The sequence below is a fragment of the Paucibacter sp. DJ2R-2 genome, assembly GCF_025717675.1.
In the GTDB taxonomy this organism is placed as follows: Bacteria; Pseudomonadota; Gammaproteobacteria; order Burkholderiales; family Burkholderiaceae_C; genus Paucibacter_A.
Window position 1 is genome coordinate 227,061 of sequence record NZ_JAJIRT010000004.1, and the last position, 19,275, is coordinate 246,335.

At 68.1% G+C, this 19,275-nt stretch carries 12 protein-coding genes; 6 read left to right on the top strand and 6 right to left on the bottom strand.

The window, feature by feature from the left end:
* Positions 1 to 3: 3 nt before the first annotated feature.
* Complete coding sequence (gene ypfJ / locus LNV28_RS12400; protein ID WP_263517853.1) at positions 4 to 897, bottom strand: KPN_02809 family neutral zinc metallopeptidase; 894 nt, start codon at positions 895 to 897, stop codon at positions 4 to 6.
* A gap of 150 nt (positions 898 to 1,047) precedes the next feature.
* On the opposite strand from ypfJ, the gene LNV28_RS12405 reads away from it, so the two are divergent.
* Positions 1,048 to 1,869, top strand: coding sequence for a head GIN domain-containing protein (locus tag LNV28_RS12405; protein ID WP_263517854.1), 822 nt, complete (start codon positions 1,048 to 1,050; stop codon positions 1,867 to 1,869).
* 65 nt (positions 1,870 to 1,934) lie between these two features.
* On the top strand, positions 1,935 to 2,855 hold the full coding sequence (locus tag LNV28_RS12410; RefSeq protein ID WP_263517856.1) for a GGDEF domain-containing protein: 921 nt from the start codon (positions 1,935 to 1,937) through the stop codon (positions 2,853 to 2,855).
* Between the two features lie 75 nt (positions 2,856 to 2,930).
* Here LNV28_RS12410 and LNV28_RS12415 read toward each other — a convergent pair whose 3' ends face one another.
* From LNV28_RS12415 to LNV28_RS12430, 4 genes are all read right to left on the bottom strand, one after another.
* Positions 2,931 to 4,760 (bottom strand): ABC transporter ATP-binding protein, encoded by a 1,830-nt coding sequence (locus LNV28_RS12415; protein WP_263518144.1) that lies wholly within the window; start codon positions 4,758 to 4,760, stop codon positions 2,931 to 2,933.
* A gap of 2 nt (positions 4,761 to 4,762) precedes the next feature.
* Complete coding sequence (locus LNV28_RS12420; protein WP_263517857.1) at positions 4,763 to 6,463, bottom strand: alkaline phosphatase family protein; 1,701 nt, start codon at positions 6,461 to 6,463, stop codon at positions 4,763 to 4,765.
* A gap of 57 nt (positions 6,464 to 6,520) precedes the next feature.
* Positions 6,521 to 10,528, bottom strand: a complete 4,008-nt coding sequence (locus LNV28_RS12425) for a two-component regulator propeller domain-containing protein (RefSeq protein WP_263517858.1) — start codon at positions 10,526 to 10,528, stop codon at positions 6,521 to 6,523.
* Between the two features lie 142 nt (positions 10,529 to 10,670).
* Positions 10,671 to 11,246 (bottom strand): diguanylate cyclase domain-containing protein, encoded by a 576-nt coding sequence (locus LNV28_RS12430; RefSeq protein WP_263517859.1) that lies wholly within the window; start codon positions 11,244 to 11,246, stop codon positions 10,671 to 10,673.
* A gap of 278 nt (positions 11,247 to 11,524) precedes the next feature.
* Between LNV28_RS12430 and LNV28_RS12435 the strand changes: the two genes are divergently transcribed.
* The 3 genes from LNV28_RS12435 (at position 11,525) to LNV28_RS12445 (ending at position 15,280) form a co-directional block, all read left to right on the top strand.
* Entirely contained in the window at positions 11,525 to 12,076 is a 552-nt protein-coding gene (locus LNV28_RS12435) for an ECF-type sigma factor (RefSeq protein ID WP_263517860.1), read from the top strand.
* Between the two features lie 4 nt (positions 12,077 to 12,080).
* On the top strand, positions 12,081 to 14,792 hold the full coding sequence (locus LNV28_RS12440; RefSeq protein ID WP_263517861.1) for a serine/threonine-protein kinase: 2,712 nt from the start codon (positions 12,081 to 12,083) through the stop codon (positions 14,790 to 14,792).
* A 98-nt stretch (positions 14,793 to 14,890) separates the two neighbouring features.
* Complete coding sequence (locus tag LNV28_RS12445) at positions 14,891 to 15,280, top strand: hypothetical protein (RefSeq protein WP_263517862.1); 390 nt, start codon at positions 14,891 to 14,893, stop codon at positions 15,278 to 15,280.
* 8 nt (positions 15,281 to 15,288) lie between these two features.
* On the opposite strand, the gene LNV28_RS12450 is transcribed toward LNV28_RS12445, so the two are convergent.
* Entirely contained in the window at positions 15,289 to 16,299 is a 1,011-nt protein-coding gene (locus LNV28_RS12450; protein WP_263517863.1) for an RDD family protein, read from the bottom strand.
* A gap of 360 nt (positions 16,300 to 16,659) precedes the next feature.
* Here LNV28_RS12450 and LNV28_RS12455 point away from each other — a divergent pair, with 360 nt between their 5' ends.
* Positions 16,660 to 18,897 carry a patatin-like phospholipase family protein gene (locus LNV28_RS12455; protein WP_263517864.1) on the top strand — a complete coding sequence of 746 codons (2,238 nt, stop codon included), beginning with the start codon at positions 16,660 to 16,662 and terminating at the stop codon, positions 18,895 to 18,897.
* The last annotated feature ends 378 nt before the right edge of the window (positions 18,898 to 19,275 follow it).

Below are 19,275 nucleotides of genomic sequence, written 5' to 3' on the forward strand. Positions count from 1 at the left end.
AGCTCAGAGCGCGGCTGCCTTGAAGCTGTCGCAGGCCTTCAGATCGCCACTCTCCAGCCCGCGCTTGAACCAGCGCACCCGCTGCTCGCTGCTGCCATGGGTGAAGCTTTCGGGCACCACCGTGCCCTGAGCGCGCCGTTGCAAGGTGTCGTCGCCGATCTGCGCCGCCGCATTCAAGGCTTCCTCGATATCGCCCTGCTCCAACCAGCTCTTGCTGCGTTGCGAGTGGAAGGCCCAGACCCCTGAATAGCAATCCGCCTGCAACTCCAGGCGCACGCTCAGGGCGCGGTAGTCCCGCTCGCTGACCCGCTGGCGGGCGCGCTCCAGCTTGGCCGTCGTGCCTTGCAGATTCTGCAGGTGGTGGCCCACCTCGTGGGCAATCACATAAGCCTGAGCAAAATCACCCGGCGCGCCCAAGCGCTCGCGCAAGGTGTCGTAGAAGCTCAGATCGATGTAGACCTTGCGGTCCGCTGGACAGTAGAACGGGCCCATGGCGGCCTCGCCCGTGCCGCAGCCGGTGTCAGACCGGCCCGAGAACAGCACCAGATGCGGCTGCTCGTACGACTGCTGGCTGCGCGCGAAGTAAGCCGTCCAGACATCCTCGGTGTCAGCCAACACCGTGCGCACAAAGCGCGCGCCGGCATCCTGAGCCGGCGGCCCGCTGCGCTGCGCGGCAGGTGCAGCGGCCGGCAGCTCGCCGCCGCCCCCCTGCAAGAGCCCCAAGACCGTCAGCGGATTGATGCCCAGAGCCCAGGACACCAGCAGCGCCAGCACGATGCCCCCGAGGCCCAGCCCACGCCCACCGGGCATGCGACCACCAAGGCCCACGCCGCCGCCGCGACCATCAGCCCGACGGTCCTCCACGTTCTCGCTTTCGCGCTGGCCTTCCCATTTCATGGCGCACTCCCGCTGCTCCGCCCGGCCCCGCGCCGGACGTCGACTTGCATCCTAGCCTGTGCCTCTTGCAGTCTGTCGCACAGACCTTGGCCACCAGTCGGTCCCTGCCGACACTGGCCACCAAGCTCACGCATCCCAAGGAGACAGCTCATGCGCCCCAATCGCCACACCCCCCTGCTGGCCCTGATCAGCCTGGCCCTGGCCTGCGGCACCGCCCTGGCCGGCCACGGCCAGAATGAGCAGGACTGGAACCTGCGACTCAAGAAAGAGGGAAACGGCTGGAGCCTCAACTTCAGCAGCACCCAGGACTACGGCAGCGGCAGCTCGCGCCTCAAGGGTTCGGGAAACTGGGTGGAGAAACAGCGCAGCGTCGCCGCCTTCAGCAAGCTGCGCTTGGAAGGCCCCCTCGATGTGCGCCTGAGCCAGGCCAGCGGCGACAGCGTCAAGGTGGCGGCCGATGACAATATCGAGCCCTTGATCGAAACCCGGGTCGAAGGCGACACCCTGGTCGTGCGCATCCAGAAGGACGCGGGCTTCCGTACCCGCCAAGCCCCTGTCATACGGATCGAGAGCAAGAACCTGCAAGCCGTGGCGCTCGAGGGCTCGGGCGATCTGCAGCTGGACCGATTCAAGGGCGAGCGCCTGAGCCTCAGCCTCAATGGTTCCGGCGATGTCCGGGTCGGCCAGCTCGAAGTGCAGGAGCTGACGGCCAGCCTGATCGGTTCGGGCGATTTGCAAGTGGCCGGCCGCGCCGACACCCAGAGCTGGACACTGAATGGCTCGGGCGATGTCGATGCCCGTGCGCTCAGCGGACGCAAGGTCAAGGCGGAACTGAGCGGCTCGGGCGATCTGGCCCTGGGCGTGTCCGAGACTTTGGACGCCAGCTTGCGCGGCTCCGGGGATCTCAGCTACGGCGGGCGCCCCCAGTTGCGCCAATCCATCAGCGGATCGGGCGAAATCAGCCGACGCTGAAACGCATTGCCCGCCCGGGCCGGCAGATGCAGCAGAATGCTCGCATCCGCCGGAGTTGCCCACTGATGACCACTGCCCCCGCGCCGCTGCCCCCGGGTCTGGCCGAAACCCTGCTCGAATTGCAGGAGCAGAGCCCGCTGCTGGTGGCCTTGTTCGACGCGCGCGATGTGCTCTGCCACGCCAACACGGCCTTCCGCGAAGCCTATTGCGTCGAGCCGGATGGCTTGCTCACCTGGGCCGACATGATGCGCGACAACCATGCGCAAGGCCACGGCGCCCTGATCGAAACCAGCGACATCGACACCTGGCTGGCCTCGGTCAGCAGCCGGCGCGGCAAGCTGCCCTACCGGGCCTTCGAAGTCGACCTCTGTGACGGCCGCTGGCTCTGGGTCACCGAGACCACGCAAGCGCAAGGCTGGATGTTGCTGGTCGCCAGCGACATCACCAGCCTTCGCCAGGACAATCGCAGCCTGCGCCTGGCCCATGTGCGCGCCCTGGCAGCGGCCCACACCGACCCGCTCACAGGACTGAGCAACCGGCGTCACTGCATGCAGATGCTGCAAGACGTGCTGGTACGAAGCGAGACCTGGCCGCTCTGCGTGGCCGCGCTCGACCTGGACGGTTTCAAGAGCATCAATGACCGCTTCGGCCACGGCTCCGGCGACCAGGTTCTGTGTGATTTCGCGCGCCAGCTGCAGGCCAGCATCCGCCGCGAGGACGGCTGCGCCCGCATCGGCGGAGAGGAGTTTCTCTTGATCCTGCCGGCCACCGCCGCCCCGCAAGCAGAGGCCATCATGAACCGTCTGCTTGAGCGCGTGCGCAAGGCCCGACCTCTGGCCGAACATGGCGAGCTGAGCTACACCTGCTCGGTCGGCTTGGCGCAGGCCATCTGGGGCGAGAGCGCGACCAGCCTGCTGGCACGGGCCGACGCCGCCCTCTACCAGGCCAAAGCCGCGGGGCGTGACCGGATCTGCCTGGCCGACTGAAAAGCGCCTTGCGCAGCGCAGCGCGCCGTCCAGTGATTGCTCCGGGCTGATGGCGTTTGCGCACGCGCCAGACGCTCAGTCAGATTCGCCCAGGAAGCCGCCACTCTGGTGAGCCCACAGCCTGGCGTACAAACCGCCCTGAGCCAACAGGCTGGTGTGGTCGCCCTGCTCGACGATCTCGCCGCCGTCCATCACGATCAGACGGTCCATGGCGGCGATGGTTGACAGGCGGTGGGCGATCGCCACCACCGTCTTGCCTTCCATCAGGCGGTAGAGGCTGGTCTGGATCGCCGCCTCGACTTCCGAATCCAGCGCGCTGGTCGCCTCGTCCAGCAGCAGGATGGGCGCGTCCTTCAGCATCACCCGGGCAATGGCAACGCGCTGACGTTGGCCGCCGCTGAGCTTGACGCCGCGTTCGCCGACATGGGCGTCAAAACCGCTGCGCCCCTTCGGGTCGCTGAGGCCGGCGATGAAGGTCATGGCCTCGGCCCGCTCGGCCGCCTGCACCATCTGTGCTTCGTCGGCGTCGGGGCGGCCGTAGAGCAGGTTGTCGCGCACCGAGCGATGCAGCAGCGAGGTGTCCTGGGTGACCATGCCGATCTGAGCGCGCAGGCTGTCCTGGGTCACGCCGGCGATGTCCTGGCCGTCAATCAAGATGCGGCCCTGCTCCAGGTCATGGAAACGCAGCAGCAAATTGACCAGGGTGGACTTGCCGGCACCAGAGCGCCCGACCAAGCCGATCTTCTCGCCGGCGCGGATCTGCAGGTCCAGGGCCTTCAGCACCGGCTTCGTGCCGCCATAGGCAAAGCTGACCTGCTCGAAGCGGATCTCGCCGCGGCTGACCTGCAGCGGCTGGGCGCCGTCCGCGTCGCGCACCGTCACGCCACGCGCCAGGGTGCTGATGCCGTCCTGCACCGTGCCGATGTGCTCGAACAGGCTGGACATCTCCCACATGATCCAGTGTGCGATGCCGTTGAGACGCAGGGCCATGGCCGTGGCCGCCGCCACCGCGCCGACGCCGACCTCGCCGCGCGTCCACAGCCACAGCGTCATGCCGGCGGTACTGGCGATCAGGCCCATGGACAGCACATGGTTGACCACCTCGAAACCGCTGACCAGGCGCATCTGCCGGTAAGCCGTGCCCAGGAATTCCTGCATCGCGCCGCGCGCGAACTGCGCCTCGCGCTGGCTGTGCGAGAACAGCTTGACGGTGCTGATATTGGTGTACGCGTCGGTGATGCGGCCCGTCATCAGGCTGCGCGCATCGGCCTGCGCACTGGCCGCTTGGCCCAGGCGCGGCACGAAGTGGTACAGCGCCAGACCGTAGCAAAGCAACCAGCCCAGGAAGGGCAGCATCAGGATCAGATCGAAACTGCCCACCACGCCCAGCATGGTGATGAAGTAGATGGTGATGAAGACCAGGATGTCGGTGACGATGAGCACGCAGTCGCGCACCGCCAGCGCCGTCTGCATCAGCTTGGCCGACACCCGGCCGGCAAACTCATCGGCAAAGAAGCTCATGCTCTGGCCGAGCAGATGGCGGTGGAAGTTCCAGCGCAGGCGCATCGGGAAATTGGCCGACAGGCCCTGGTACTTGCTCAAGGCCTGCAAGGCGATCAGCAGCGGGCTGAGCAGCAGGATGCCGGCCAGCAAGGCCAGACGGCCCTTCTCCTGCGCCCACAAGCGGTCGGCCGGCACCTGGCTGAGAAAGTCCACCACCGAGCCGAGCATTGCGAACAGCAGGGCCTCGAAAGCACCGATGCCGGCGGTCAGCAGCGTCATTGCCAGGATCAGGCCACGCATGCCGCGCGTGGCCGACCAGACAAAGGGGAAGAAGCCCAGCGGCGGCTGCGGCGGCGGGCCGGCCGGGAAGGGGTCGACCCGGCGCTCGAACCAGGAAAACAACATCAGCGGGCCAGCGCTGCGGGCGATGCGCCCGGCAGCGGCAGGGGGCGCCCCTGCGACTGCGCCGGTGCCGGCACCTGCAGGATGTCGGCCAGGGTCGGCGCAATGTCCACCACCTCCACCGGCGTCTTCACCTCACCGCGGCCCAGCCAGGCCGGGCCCCAGCCCAGGATGGGCACATGCTGGTCATAGCGGTGCGGCGTGCCATGAGAGCTGCCACCGGTGCGCGAGCTGAACAGCCAGTTGGGCTTGATGACGAACTGCACCGGCGCCGACACCTCAGGGTGCCAGGCCTTGCGCATGGCGTCCAGGAAGGGCGTGGCCGTGTCGGCACTGCGCAGCTGCGCAGGCGTGAAGGCGGCAACGATGCCGTTCATGCCGCGCAGCAGGCGTGCGGCTTCTTCATGAACATCGGCCGGCGCCAGGCCACGGGCCGCGATCAGCTGGTGATCAAAGAGCACGCCAGCGGCCGAAAACTTGACGGCCCAACGGCCCTCGCCGAACTTCTGAACCAGGCCGGCATTGAGCGCCGTCATGACCACGCCCGGATTGAGCAGCTCGGCGTCGCGCCCCTGGGTCTTGGCCCAGTCCGGCGAATCCGCAAAGCCATGGTCAGCCGTCAGCATCACCAGGTAGTTGGCGCGGCCAACCCGTTGGTCCAAGTACTGAAAGAAGCCCTGCAGATAACGGTCCAGGTGCAGGAAATGGTCGTGCGAGAGGCGCGACTCGGGACCGAAGGCATGGTTGACATAGTCATGGCTGGACAAGCTGACCGAAAGAATGTCGGTCTGCGCATCGGCGCCCAGCTGTTCGCCTTCGATGGCGGCGCGAGCGAAGGCCAGGGTCAGCTCGTCGCCATAGGGCGAGGGCAGGATGTTGCCGTAGAACAGCGGGCCCGGCTTCTCGTGCTTGGCGCCCAGAACCGCCGGCAAGCGATTGCCATTGCCGCCATTGAACTGCCAGGGCTGCCCGTCGGGCACCGAACCGGCATAGGCCGACTCGGGCAAGAGCGGCGCCCAAGCCTTGCCGAAGAAGGCATCGGCCGGCTTGGCGGCATTGAAATCACGCACCCACTGCGGGTGGCTGCTCATGTAGTAGGTGCTGGAGGCGAACTGGCCGTCCTCGCTCATATACATATACGCCGTGCCCTTGTGGCCGGCCGGCAGGATGGCGCCCCGGTCCTTGCCCGAGATGCCGATCACCTTGGACGCCGGCTGGCGCGTGCGCAGCACATCGCCCACGGTTTCGGCGCGCAGATTGCGCGGACTGGTGCCGGCCAGCGGGTCGGTTTTGTGATCGATGTATTGGTAGGCGGTGTCGCCGGTGTTGTAGACCGGTGCAAAGGTCTGCGCGTCGTTCCACTCATTGCTGATGATGCCGGTGCGCTGCGGGTAGGCGCCGGTCAGCATGGTGGCGTGGCCGGCGGCCGTGACCGTGTGGCCATGGGCGTAACGGGCATCGGAGAACCAGGCGCCCTGGTCGAGGAAACGCTTGAAGCCATCGGCCTGCAGCTGCTCGCGGTAGGCCAGCACCTGACGCATGGGCAGGCCGTCCACCACCAGGAACACGACCAGCTTGGGCGGCGCCTTTGCCGCGCCCGGAGCGGCGGACTCGGCCAAGGGCGTGCTCGAACAAGCGGCCAGGGCCAAGGTGATGCTCAGGGCCAGGGCCGCGAGAGGAAGTCTGGGCAAAGGTGAATGCATGGTGGAAGCGTGGTGAAACAGACAAGCGCCGTGGCAAGGAGGCGCAAGCTTAGTCGATCATGGCGACCCCGCCGGCCCGCGCGGCGCCACGCGCGGCAGGACGATCTCGAATTGAGCCCCCTCGCCCGGTGCGCTGCGCACGCTGATGCTGCCGCCCAGGGTGGCGGTGACGATGTTGTAGCTGATGTGCAGGCCCAGGCCGCTGCCTCCCTGACCCAAGCGGGTGGTGAAGAAGGGGTCGAAGATGCGGCCGATGTTCTCTGCGCTGATGCCACGGCCGTTGTCGCTGAAGAGCAGGCGCAGGCGCTCGCCGTCCAGGGCCTCGGCCTGCAACTGCAGCAAGCCACCCTTGCGGCCGTCCAGACCGTGGACCATGGCATTGATGATGAGGTTGGTCAGCACCTGGCCCAGCGGCCCCGGAAAGCTGTCCAGGGTCAGGCCTTCGGGCACCTCCAGGCGCAGCTCATGCTCATCGCGGCGCAGGCGGTTGCCCAGGGTCAGGACCACCTCGCGGCACAGCGTGGCCAGGTCGAAGACGCGGCGTTGGTCCGAGGTCTGGTCCACGGCGATCTGCTTGAAGCTGGTCACCAGGCTGGCCGCCTGGCCCAGGCTGCGCACCAGCAGCTGGCTTGATTCTTCGGCCGTCTGGCAAAAGCGCTCCAGCTCCGAACGCCGCAGCGCGCCCGACTGCACCTGCTGCAAAAAGCGCTTGCTGCTGTCGCTCAAGGTGCTGGCCATCAAGAGGCTGTTGCCGATCGGCGTATTGAGCTCATGGGCGACACCGGCCACCAGCGAGCCCAGGGCCGCCAGCTTCTCCTGCTCGACCAGTTGGTTCTGGGTGATCTGCAGGCGCCGGTAGGCCTCGGCATTGTCCAGGGCAACCGCGGCATAGGCGCCCAGAGTGCGCAGGATGTCCAGGTCTGCGGCGCCAAAGGCGCGCAGCCTGGGGCTCAAGGCGCTGATCACGCCCAGGACCTCGCCCTTGAGCATCATGGGCACATAAAGCCCCGAATGCACCTCGTCCGGCTCGGCGCCGCTCTGCAGCTGGGCGCGCAGCGGTGCCTCGCCCTCGGGCTGCAAGTCCCGGTTGTCCTGCCCCAGGTCGGCCAGGTTGAGCTCGCGCGCCTGCAGCGCGCATTGGGCCGCCGGGCCGGGCCCGTCGAGCGCGCGCTGATAGGGTTTGAAGGCCTGGCCGCGCTGCATGACGAAGTCGAAGTTGATCTGGCGCGCCTGCCAGTCCACCAGGCCGACGCCGAACACGCTGCAATCGACCAGCTCGTTGACATGGCGGTAGAGCGTCTGCTGGATCGCGGCCACATCGAGCGAAGCGGTGATCTGCCGGCCGATCTCGCTGAGCAGGCCGATATCACGGCGCGCCTTCTCCGCCACCTCGCGCTGCGCATCGGCGGCCTGCTTCTCGCGCGCCAGCTGTTGCTGCTGCTCCTGCAACTGCTCGGTGCGCTGCTCGACCAGCTCGCTCAGGCGCTGACGGCTCTGCTGCAGCACGCGCACGCGCAATCGGTAGGCCAGGGCCATGGCCAGCAGGAACAAAGTGACCATGCCCGCCCGCCACCACCAGCTGCGCCAGAACGGCGGCTGCACAGAAAGCTCCAGCAGCACCCGACTCTCGCTCCAGAGGCCATCCGGATTGGCTGCCTTGGCATGCAGGCGGTAACGGCCGGGGTCGAGATTGGTGTAGGTGGCCAAGCCCAGATCGCCGATGCCGTAGATCCAGTCACGGTCAAAGCCCTCCAGCTTCCAGGCATAGCGCAGGAGCTGCCGCTGATTGAAATGCAAGGCCGCCAGCTCGAAGCTGACCATGGTCTCGTGATGCGAGATCTGCAGGCTTTCGATCAGATGCAAAGGGCCATCCAGCCCCTTCAGGGTCGGCGCCCGGTCCGGCGTCGCCGCGGCGCCACTGGCCGCGGCACCAAGGGCTGGATCGACGGCACGCACCGAGCGGTTCAGGATCAACACATCGCTGAGCACCAGCTGCGGCGGCGTCGGGTTGTCGCGCAGCGCCTCGGGTTGGAAACGCAGCAACCCGGGCCCGCCAAAGTAAAGGCTGCCGTCCGGCCCACGCGCCGCCGAGCCGAACGCAAAACCGCCACCGAAACGGCTGCGCCCGGGGTAGAAGCGGGCCTGCCGGCGATCCGGCTGCACCCGCGTCAGACCCTGCTCATTGCTGAGCCAGATTTCGCCATTCAAGGCATCCTGGATGGCGCTGAACTCCCCCTTGGGCATGCCGGACAGCTCACGCCAGGACTTGATCTCCCAAGCGTCGCCACGCGCCAGCAACTGGTACAGGCCCATCTCGGTGGCCAGCCAGATCCGGCCCTGCGCATCCTGGCGCATGCCGAAGATCGGCAGCTTGCCCGGGGCCGGCATGTCGGCACTGGGCAGCACCGGCTGGCTGAACTGCTGCTTCTCGGCATCCCAGAGCTGCAAGCCGCCTTTGCTGCCGACCCAGAGCCGGCCGTCGCGGTCCTCCAGCAAGCAGTCCACCACGTCATGACTCAGACTGCCGGCCTGCCCAGGCTGACCGCGAAACACGCTGAGGCGGCGCTCGCGGTCCAGGCGGTAGAGCCCGCCGGCGCTGCCGGCCCAGACCTGGCCCTGGCGGTCACGCAGCAGCGAGCTGATGGACGCGCCACCCGGCGATCGATGGCCCAGCTCCACGGCCTGGCTGCGGCCGCGCCGCGGGTCGTAAAGCAACAGGCCGCCATCGCCGCCCAGCCACAGGCGCCCATCCGGCTCGGCCAGCATGGCCTTGATGCGCTTCAAGGGCACCGCTGAGGCGTCGATGCGCTCGGTGTCACCGCTGGGCAGATGCAAGCGGTTCAGGCCGCCGCCATAGGTGCCCAGCCAGGCATGCTCGGGGCCATCGAGCAGGGTCGCCATGACCGTGTTGTTGGACAGGCTGCGCGGGTCGCCCGGCACCTCCAAATAGCTGCTGAAACCGCGCGCGGCCAAGTCCGTCAGGCTGATGCCGCTGCCCCAGGTGCCGACCCAGAGCGTGCCGCTGCGGTCCTGCATCAAGGCGGCCACGCTGTCACCGGCCAGGCTGCTGCTGACGCCAGGCAGGTGCACATAGGACTCGCTGTGGCTTTGCCCGGCGCGCCAACGGTGCAGTGCCGGCGAGGCGCCCACCCCAATCCACATGGCGCCGTCCTGATCGAGCAACAAGCTGTGGACCACGGCGCGCGGCAGGCGCAGGTGTTCGGGCAAGGCCTCGGGCTGAGGCGGCGAGCGGCCATCGGCAGGAATGCGCCAGAGCTGCAGGCCAGCGGCCATGCCGACCCAGAGCCGGCCCTCGCGATCAAAAGCCAGGCGGCGCGCCAGCAACTCGACCGGGCTGAACTGCCCGGTCGGGCTGCCTTGCAAGGTGTTGAGCTGTTGCTGCAGCCGCCCTTGGGCGTCGATGTGCACGACCCGGTGACCTTGCGCCAGCCAGATCCCGCCCTGGCCGTCCGCCAGCAGGCTGCGCACACGCTGATCTTCTTGTGGCTGCGCCCAGCCCTCGGCTTGCCAGCGTTCGAAGCGGCCGCTCGCCGGGTCGAGCAGGAACAGGCCCATGGGGGTGGCCACCCAGAGTCGCTGCGGCCCGGCCGGCGCCAGACCCAGCACGGGTTGGTCCTGCAGGGCCAGCTCCTTGGGCATGGCGATGCGGCGCACGCTGTCATCGCGCAGATCGATGCGGTCCAGGCCGGTGCGCGTGCCGACCCAAAGCACTTGACCGGCACGGTCCTCCCACAAGCTGTGCACCAAGCCATGGCTGAGCTTGCCCGGCTGCTCGGGATCAGGCTCCCAGACCTTGAAATGGCGGCCGTCATAGCGGGCCAGGCCATTGCCGGTGCCGACCCACACCAGGCCCCGGCTGTCCTGCAGCATGGTCACCACGCCGGAGCCGGGCAGACCCTCGTCGCTGCCCAGCTGGTTGAAGCGCAAGCCATGCAGGGCGGCCGCCTGGGCAAGACCTGGCCCCAGGACGAGCAAGCCAGCCAGCAGCAGACGCAGCAGCGCGGCTTGCAAACGGCGGTACGGGGCTCGGGCGTGCTTCGGCAAGACGGTCTCTCCCACGGGGCCGTGCAAGCCTAACCCGGAGGCCGGCAAAAAGACATCGGGGCATATCGCGGCCAGGGCATATCGCTGCCGGCGCAACAGCGCGGCCCTCACACCTCCTACTGGACGCCGCCCTGCGCTTGGATCAGCTCGGCTCCGCCCGGCAGCCGCGCGGCTCGGCCTGCCAGCTCATGAGCTCGCCCCAGCTGGAGTCGGGCGCCGCCCGCTCCATGGCCGACTCGGCGGCCTGGCTCAGCTCCAGCCCGCTGGCACGCGGGCCGGTGGCAGCGGCGGCGCCGACGCGCAGGCTGGCGAACAGCAGTTCATCCTGCAGCTCATACGGCCCGCTCAAGGCACGCTGCAAACGCGCCTGGATCTGTGCCAGCGGCGCTCGCTCCATATTCTGCAGAACCACGGCAAAGCGCAAGGTGCCGATGCGCGCGACCACATCGTGGCCGCGCACCCGGCAGCGCAGGCGGGCCCCCACGGCCTGCAACAAGCCTTGCTGCTGCAGCGCTGAAAGCGCCTGGCCGCTGCGCTCGGCGCGCGCCTCGACCTGCATCAGCAGCAAGGCCGGCCGGGTGCCGACCCGGCGCGCCTGGCCCAACTCGCGGTTCATCAGCGCAGCCAGGCCCAACATGTCTTGCAACAGCTCCAGCGCCGGCAGCTCGCCGGCGCGGCGGCGCGGTCGCTCCAGGCTGGCCGGCAAAGGCATTGGCATGGCGTTCCCTCGGTCCCAAACGGCAGTGATCTTGTTCACGGTCGCAGATTCTTTTTTTGATGGTGGGCAGCCCCGGCGTCAGCGACGCCGATGACAGCCGGCCCCTGACACCCGCGCTGCGGGTGAAGGCACGACACCCTTCGACAGCCCCTTGTGTGGCCTCCCTGGAATCGACAAGCTGTCGTGCCTTCCCTTGTTAAAACGCAGCCCGCAGCGCAAACCCGACATGGCCGATGAAAAAAATTGAGGTCGCGGCCGGCTGCTAGAGTGCCTGCCCAATGAGCGACATCACCCAACTGCTGCGCGCCGCCCAAGACGGCGACCGCCAGGCCACCGATCAGGTGATGGCCTTGCTCTACGCCGACCTCCAGCGCCTGGCCCGACGCCGCCTGCAGCAGGCCGGCCACCTGACCCTGCTCGACCCCACCGGCCTGGTGCACGAAAGCTATCTGCGCCTGCAGGCCAGCGGCCAGCTCGACTTCCCCGACCGCAAGCATTTCCTGGCCTATGCCGCCAAGGTGATGCACAGCATCGTCATCGACCTGGTGCGCAGCCGCCAGGCCGAGCGCCACGGCGGCGGCCTGGAGCAGCTGACCCTGAACACGGCCGTGGCCAATCTGCCGCCGCAAGGCGACGAGCAAATCCTGCGCGTGCACGAAGCGCTGGAAGAGCTGGCCGCCCTGGAGCCGCGCCTGGCCCAGGTGGTGGAGATGCGCTACTTCGGCGGCCTGCTGGAAAGCGAGATCGCCGAAAGCCTGGGCGTGACCGAGCGCACCGTGCAGCGCGATTGGCAGAAAGCCCGGCTGTTCCTGTCCATGTCCCTGAGCTGAACGGATGGCCGAGATCGACAAAGCCCGCTGGGCCCGCCTGAGCCCCCTGCTCGATGAACTGCTGGACCTGGCGCCCGAGCAGCGCCCCGCCCGCCTGCAAGCCCTGCGCGATCAGGCCGAGCTGGGCCCCGAGCTGAGCACAGACTTGATCGAGGACCTGGCCGAGCTGCTGCTCCGGCAAGAGGCCCTGGAGGCCGAGGACTTTCTCGCCAGCCCCGCTCTCAGCGTGGCCGAGGCCGCCAGCACCCACAACCAGGCCGGCCAAACGGTGGGCGCTTACACCCTGGAGCGCGAAATCGGCCAGGGCGGCATGGGCACGGTCTGGCTGGCCCGCCGCACCGACGGTCGCTTCGAAGGCCAGGTGGCGATCAAATTCCTGAACACCGGACTGCTGGGCCGCGGCGACGCCGGCCGCTTTGCCCGCGAAGGCCAGATCCTGGCCCGGCTGACCCATCCGCACATTGCCCGCCTGATCGATGCCGGCGTGGCGCCCGAACACCAGCAGCCCTATCTGGTGCTGGAATACATCGACGGCCTGCCCTTGGACCGCTTCTGCGTCGAGCGCGGTCTCGACTGCGAAGCCCGGGTGCGCCTGTTCCTCGATGTGCTGGCCGCCGTGGCTCATGCCCACACCCGCCTGATCCTGCACCGAGACCTCAAGCCCACCAACATCCTGGTGACGGCGGCCGGCGAGGTGAAGCTGCTGGACTTCGGCATCGCCAAGCTGCTCCACCGCGCGGGCGACGATGACACCACGCCCCCCGGCGCTGCCACCGAGCTGACCCGTGTGGCTGGACGCGCTTACACGCCGCGTTATGCCGCGCCCGAGCAGATGCAGGGCGGCGAGGTGACCACCGCCACCGATGTCTATGCCCTGGGCGTGCTGCTCTACCTTTTGCTCAGCGGCCAGCACCCGACCGAGGGCCGCGACGAGGCGCAGACCACCCCGCTGGAGCGCCTGCGCACCCTGGTCGAGGTGGAGCCGAAGAAAGTGTCAGAGCGCGTGCCCAGCGGCGTGGCCCGCCAGCTGCGCGGTGACCTGGACACCATCGTCGCCAAGGCGCTCAAAAAGGCGCCGGCCGAGCGCTATGCCAATGCCGCAGCCTTGGCCGAAGACCTGCGGCGCTGGCTGGGCCATGAACCCATCCTGGCGCGGCCGGACCGCCCTGGCTATATCTTGCGCAAGTTCTTGCGCCGGCATCGCGTCTGGGTGGCAGCGGGCAGCGCTGCCGTGCTGGGCCTGTCATCCCTGACCGCGCTGAGCCTGAGCCAGGCCCGACGGGCCGAGCAGGCCGAACATGTCGCACGCCAGCGCAGCAGCGAATCGGATGAGTTGCTCAGCTATCTCCTAGGCGAATTCGCCGACAAGCTGCGCCCGGTCGGTCGACTGGACCTGCTGGACAGCGTCGGAGCCAAGGCCCTGGCCCATCTGGGCGCAGCCCGTGGCGCCAACGCGGCACCGCCCAGCCCGCAGGCGCGGCTGCAACAAGCCAAGGCCTTGACCGTGCTGGGAGAAGTCCAGGTGTCCAAGCTGCAGCTCGACGCCGCCGTGGCGCCGCTGCAGTCGGCCCAGGCCTTGCTGGCACAAGTACAGCCGGAGCCAGAGCTGGCGGGGCCGTGGTACCGGGCACAAGGTGCTGCCGCGTTCTGGCTGGGCCATGTGCACTACACGCAGCGCCACTTTGCAGAAGCGCGCCAGCAATTCGAGGCCTATCGTGATTTCAGCCAAGCCTGGCTGGACGCAGCACCGGGCGAGCTGGACGCCATGGTCGAGCTCTCCTATGCGCTCAACAGCCTGGGGAGCCTGCAACTGGACAGCGGTGATTTGCCCGGAGCCACCCGGTTGTTCCAGGCGTCCATTGCGCTGAAACAGCGCGCTCTGAGCCAGGACCCGCAGCAGCTGGGCCTCAAGGCCGAGCTGGCCGACAGCCTGACCTGGCTGGGAACCGCCTTGCTTTGGCAAGGTGAGCTGCAACAAGCCCGGACCTTGTTCATCGAGGCCTTGCGCGATGTCGAAGCCAATCGAGCCCTGGCGCCAGCCGACCTCGACTGGACGGCCCGCGCCGCCACGGTGCGCGACTGGATTGCCCAGGCCGAGGCCGCACTGAAGCACACGGAGCTCGCGCAAGAGCAATACCGGGCAGCCGCCGAGTTGATGCGCAAGCTGCTGCGCCAGGACCCCAATGAGCGCGGCTGGCAACAGCAGTTGCAGCGGATCGAAGCCGGTCAGCTGGCCCTGCGCAGCCACACGAGAGCCGCTCAATTGGCGCAAGCGAAAGCCTTGGACCAGGCATTGCGCGAGCAGGCACAGAAGGCCTCAGCGGCGGCAGGCCTGCGCCGTCTGCCGCTGCGCGTCAAGGTCGGCCTGGAGTTGGCGGCGGCACTGGAGGCGGCGGGGCAAGCTCAGGCCGCCGGCGAGGCCCTCGCCCAATGGGTCGCCCCGCTGCAGGACGGGCTGAAACGCAGCCCCACCGACCTGCCTCTGTTGGACGCCTTTGCCCAGCAGCAGCTGGACTTGGCGGCCTGGCGCAGCCAGCACGAGAGCACGGCGGCCGGGGCAGCGCTCTGTCAGGCACTGGTGACCCAATTGGACAAACAAAGGCCCTTGCTGCGCGTTCATCACGGCATCACCCGCAGCTGGGTGCGGGCACATTCCTGCCTGAACCGGGAGGCCGAGGTCAAAGAAGAACGGGACTGGCTGGAACAGCGGCACTGAGCTCAGCGCCGGCTGCGAGTGCTGGCATATGAAACAAGCTCACCGGCTCATTGGCATGAATCAAGCAACGGACCGGCACATTCCGGAGAGGGTTTCGTATGAGCAACACCACCAGCATCTACTACGTCAAAGCATCGCCCACGGGCAGCCGCAGCTCACCCATGAATGCGAGCTGCAGCTATTTCGCTGACCCCGCCTGCCAGCAGCCGATCTCCGGCACCCTGGTCTACGGCCAGGGCATCACGAATTGCCAGATCGCCCAGGCCAGCGGGTCCGGCCTGCAGCTGAAGAGCGCCACCTACGACACACTGAACCAGCCGGCGGCCAGCACGACCAGCAATTTCGTCACCGCTGTGAACGGCGTGGTCACCATCCCCATGCCGGCCGACGGCAGCAGCACCAAGGGCGTGATCCTGGTCTTCTCGGATGCGAACACGAGCGCGCTCTATCCGAGCTACGACCCACAGATCCGCAACAACGGCAACTGAGGCCGCGCTCAGTCCGGTGTCTGCGGCGGCGGCGAAGGCTGGCCCTCAGACACCGGCGGCAGGCGCCGCTGCGCGCGCAAGTCCAACACCACCGTGTGCGCCGTCTTGTCCTGCAGCCCCTGCCGGTTTGGGTCCCAGAGGATCTGCAGCAGACCGATGCCACCGGTGACGGTGGCCGCGGCATAACCGCCAAAACGCCTGAAGCCCAACATCAAGGTCATGGGCTTGCCGCTGAGTTCCTGCACACGCAGGCCCAGCAGACGCTTGCCCAGGGTCTGGCCCGGCCAGAGCAGGGGCAGCAGGCAGAAATACAGCGCCGGCGTCACATAGTGGCGCAGCAGCTCATCCATCCAGCGCTGGGCGGCCTTGAGCCAACGCATGGCCTGGGGCTGGCCGGCCAGCACCACTTCTTCACGCAGCTGATCCAGCTGTTTCTCCTGCGCGCGGACCAGGCCGTGCAAGGCTTGGTGGTGCACCTCGAGGGCCGCGGCTCGCACTGCGGCTGATGCCGCGGCATCTGCGGCATCGACGCTCCCTTCCGGCTCGTCCTCCGCCCGCTCACGCAACTCGCGCAACTCAGCCTTGCTGAGCGTGCCGCTCGCTTGGCTGGCGGTCTCGGCCGCCGACTCGGCATCAGCCTCCGGGTCGCCCTGAAACAGCGTCACCACACCCTGGTAGCTGAACCAGGCCACCAGCAGCCAGGCCAACCAGCGCCGCTGCGGCCGCAGCATCGGGGGCGGTGACGCCGCCGGTTCGGCGCCGGCCTCGCCGCGCTGCCGCCGCCGCCAGCGCAGGCGAGCGAACACCTCGGGTCGAAACTGGCGCAGCCAGGTGTAGAGCCCCAGGGCCGCAGCCATCATCAGCCAGTTGTTGGCCAGCTGACTCACCAGGGCGAGTACCGCCACATCGATGCCCATGGCCAGGGCCCGCTGGCGCGGCGTGGCCAAAGGCTGGCCGAGCAGCTCGGGCGCGACATTGAAGTCCTCAGGCGTGACGGTGGCGCGCGGATCTTGGGGCATGGGAGGGCAGGCAGTGGCAGGGCAGGGAAAGCAAGGCGGTCGTGGCCGTCGGCTGCACTCTAAGCGATGCCAGCTGTGAGTCACACGCCATGACAGACAATCGCCGCCGCCGGCTCGGAGGAGCCTAAGAACTTATCCGTAAATAGTCAGGGTCGGCTGGCGGCCGCTTTGAACGCATTGCTGCGTTGCAGATCCTCGCGATACCTACGGGTATCGCTCCGGTCTGCGCCTTGCTCTGCGCTCAAATCGCCTTGCCATCCTCTGACCCGCCTATTTGCGGACAAGTTCTAAGCCCAACAATTCGACCAGACACGCGCGCGCACTCGCGGGTCTGAAGATCGGAGAAAGGTCCCAGCGACGATGCAACGCTCAGTTCCCCATCAGCTCCGCCGCACAGCCAGCCCCGGGCTGCGCAGCCTGACGCTGTGCTTTTTCACCCTGTTCGCGGCAAGCACGCTGGCGCCGGCCGCGCCCGCCGGCGGCCCGCCGGAAGCCGGCCGGCCACGCGTCGGCCTGGTGCTGTCGGGCGGTGGTGCACGCGGCCTGGCCCATATCGGTGTGCTCAAGGCCTTGCAGCAGCTGCAAGTGCCGGTGGACCTGGTCGTGGGCACCAGCATGGGGGCGGTGGTCGGCGGCGCCTATGCGGCCGGACGCAGCGTCGAAGAACTCGAGCAGCTGGTGCGCACGGCCGACTGGACCCGCATCCTGGCCGACCGACCCGCGCGACCGGATCTGAGCTTCCGGCGCCGCGAGGAAGACCGCCTGCTGGCCTCCCGCATCGAGCTGGGCCTGGACCGGGAAGGCTTGTTGCTGCCCAGTTCGGCCGCCGGCAACAGTGCGCTCGAGTTCACCCTGGAGCGGCTGGCACCCAACCAGCGCTCCGAGCAAGCGATCGATCAACTGGCCCTGCCCTTCCAGGCCCTGGCCACCGATCTGGTCAACGGCCGCTTGGTTGTGCTCAAGGACACGCCGCTGAACCAGGCCATGCGTGCGTCGATGGCGGTGCCGGGGCTGTTCTCGCCGGTGCGGGTCAAGGGCCGGCTGCTGGTGGACGGCGGCCTGGTGCGCAACCTCGGCGTCGACGTGGCTAGGGCCATGGGCGCCGACGTGATCATCGCCGTCAATGTCGGCTCGCCCCTGCTGGATGAGCAGGAGATCCAGAGCGCGCTCAGCGTCACGGATCAGATGATCAAGATCCTGACCACCCAGAATGTCGAGCGCTCGCTGGAGGAACTGGGCAGCGCCGATGTCTTGCTGACGCCGGAAATGAGCGGTATCGGCCTGACCGATTTCGAATCCGCCGAGCGCGCCATCGATGACGGCCTCTTGACCGCCTTGGCGGCCAGCGAACGCCTGCGCGCGCTCGCCCTGCCCGCGCCGCGCTACGCCCTGCATGAAGAGCGCCGCCGCCTGCGCAGCCAGGCCGAGGCCGGGCCCTTGCCGCTGGCGGCCCTGCGCATCCAGGGCAGCCGCTTCACCAACCCGCAGGCCCTGCAGCGCGAGATCGACCTGCAGCCCGGCCAGTCCACCAGCCGCGAGCGCATCCAGCAGGCCAGCGCTCAGCTCTACGGGCGTGGCGACTTCGAACGGGTGCAGACCCAGGTCAGCGACGATCAGGGGCGGCGCGAGGTCGTGATGACGGTGACCGAAGCGGCCTGGCAGCGCAGCCGCCTGCGCCTGGGCATCGAACTGGCCAGCGACTTCAAGAGCTTCAACCGCAACACCTTGTCGGCCCTGCACACCTTGAGCTGGCTGAACAGCTGGGGTGCCGAGCTGCGCAGCAGCGTCAAGCTGGGCAGCTACAAGGAGCTCAAGTCCAGCGTGATGCAGCCGCTGGGGCCGGGCTCTCGCTGGTATGTGGAGCCTTCGCTCGAGATCATGGGCATCCGCGACAACGAATCGCTCAAGCCCTATCAATGGGATATGGCGCATCTGGGCTTCGCCTTGGGCCGGCAACTCGGCGCCTGGGGTGATGTGCAGCTGGCGGGCTTGCGCATCCGTTCGGACTATCGCGACGCCGACTTCCGCATCCGCGCCAACTTCGGTGTGCCGGAATTCCGCTGGCGCCTGGACAGCCTGGACGCGCCCGCCTTCCCGAGCAGCGGCCGCCTGCTCAACCTGGCGCTGCGCCGCTACCCGCTGACCGTGGAAGGCCAGGCCTCGACCTACCAGATCAAGTTCATGCAGGCCTTCCGGCGCGGCGAATGGGCCGGCCACCTCTACGGCGCCTATGCCGGCAGCCTGGGGGAGGCACGCATCGAGCTGCCGCAGGGCGAAGGTCTGGGCGGCTTCCTGCGCCTCTCGGGCAGCGAGCCGAGCTCCAAGACCCAGTCCTATGCCCTGACCCGCGTGGTGCTGGCGCGCCGCGTCGGCCAGATGCCGGTCGGCTTCGGTGACGCCGTGCGCGCCGGCTTCTCGCTGGAGCTGGGCCAGGAGCTGGCCGTGCCCTACGGCGAGCGCACGCTGCGCAGCCTGAATCGCTTCGCGGCCAGCGGCTTCGTCGCGGTGGACTCGCGCTTCGGCCCGGTCTATCTGGCCCTGGGCGCCACGCGCGACGGCGGCGGCCGCCTCTACTTCTTCGTCGGTCCGGTCTGGTGAGCGGTCACCCTGAAGCTACGTAACGTCCATCTTACATAGCGCAGTTTGGTAGCGAAATTCGGCACCCTGGGCCGCGCCACAGGGCCTGTGCCACAAGTCACTCGCCAAGACGAGGGCGGGCTCAGACACTGCGCATCGCCCTGAAACACGGGGCTTTGCAGCGCCCGCCGAGATTCAAACGACCACGACGGGCACCGCAAACCACCATCCAGGGAGGGTGCCCCATGTCTTCAACAATCAGCCAGCACGGAGCCGTACACGGCCCCGCTTGCCGGACCACAGCGCCGCACTGAAGCGGCCCCACTCCTGAATACCTCCTGTCGATGACTCACAAGGTCGTCGTGGCAGAGCCCTGCCTGACACCTCCCTTCACCACAT

Coding starts and splice junctions, on each gene's coding strand:
- LNV28_RS12405 (WP_263517854.1), top strand. CDS start 1,048: ATGCGCCCCAATCGCCACACCCCCCTGCTGGCCCTGATCAGCCTGGCC.
- LNV28_RS12435 (WP_263517860.1), top strand. CDS start 11,525: ATGAGCGACATCACCCAACTGCTGCGCGCCGCCCAAGACGGCGACCGC.
- LNV28_RS12445 (WP_263517862.1), top strand. CDS start 14,891: ATGAGCAACACCACCAGCATCTACTACGTCAAAGCATCGCCCACGGGC.
- LNV28_RS12440 (WP_263517861.1), top strand. CDS start 12,081: ATGGCCGAGATCGACAAAGCCCGCTGGGCCCGCCTGAGCCCCCTGCTC.
- LNV28_RS12455 (WP_263517864.1), top strand. CDS start 16,660: ATGCAACGCTCAGTTCCCCATCAGCTCCGCCGCACAGCCAGCCCCGGG.
- LNV28_RS12420 (WP_263517857.1), bottom strand. CDS start 6,463: ATGCATTCACCTTTGCCCAGACTTCCTCTCGCGGCCCTGGCCCTGAGC.
- LNV28_RS12450 (WP_263517863.1), bottom strand. CDS start 16,299: ATGCCCCAAGATCCGCGCGCCACCGTCACGCCTGAGGACTTCAATGTC.
- LNV28_RS12430 (WP_263517859.1), bottom strand. CDS start 11,246: ATGCCAATGCCTTTGCCGGCCAGCCTGGAGCGACCGCGCCGCCGCGCC.
- ypfJ (WP_263517853.1), bottom strand. CDS start 897: ATGAAATGGGAAGGCCAGCGCGAAAGCGAGAACGTGGAGGACCGTCGG.
- LNV28_RS12410 (WP_263517856.1), top strand. CDS start 1,935: ATGACCACTGCCCCCGCGCCGCTGCCCCCGGGTCTGGCCGAAACCCTG.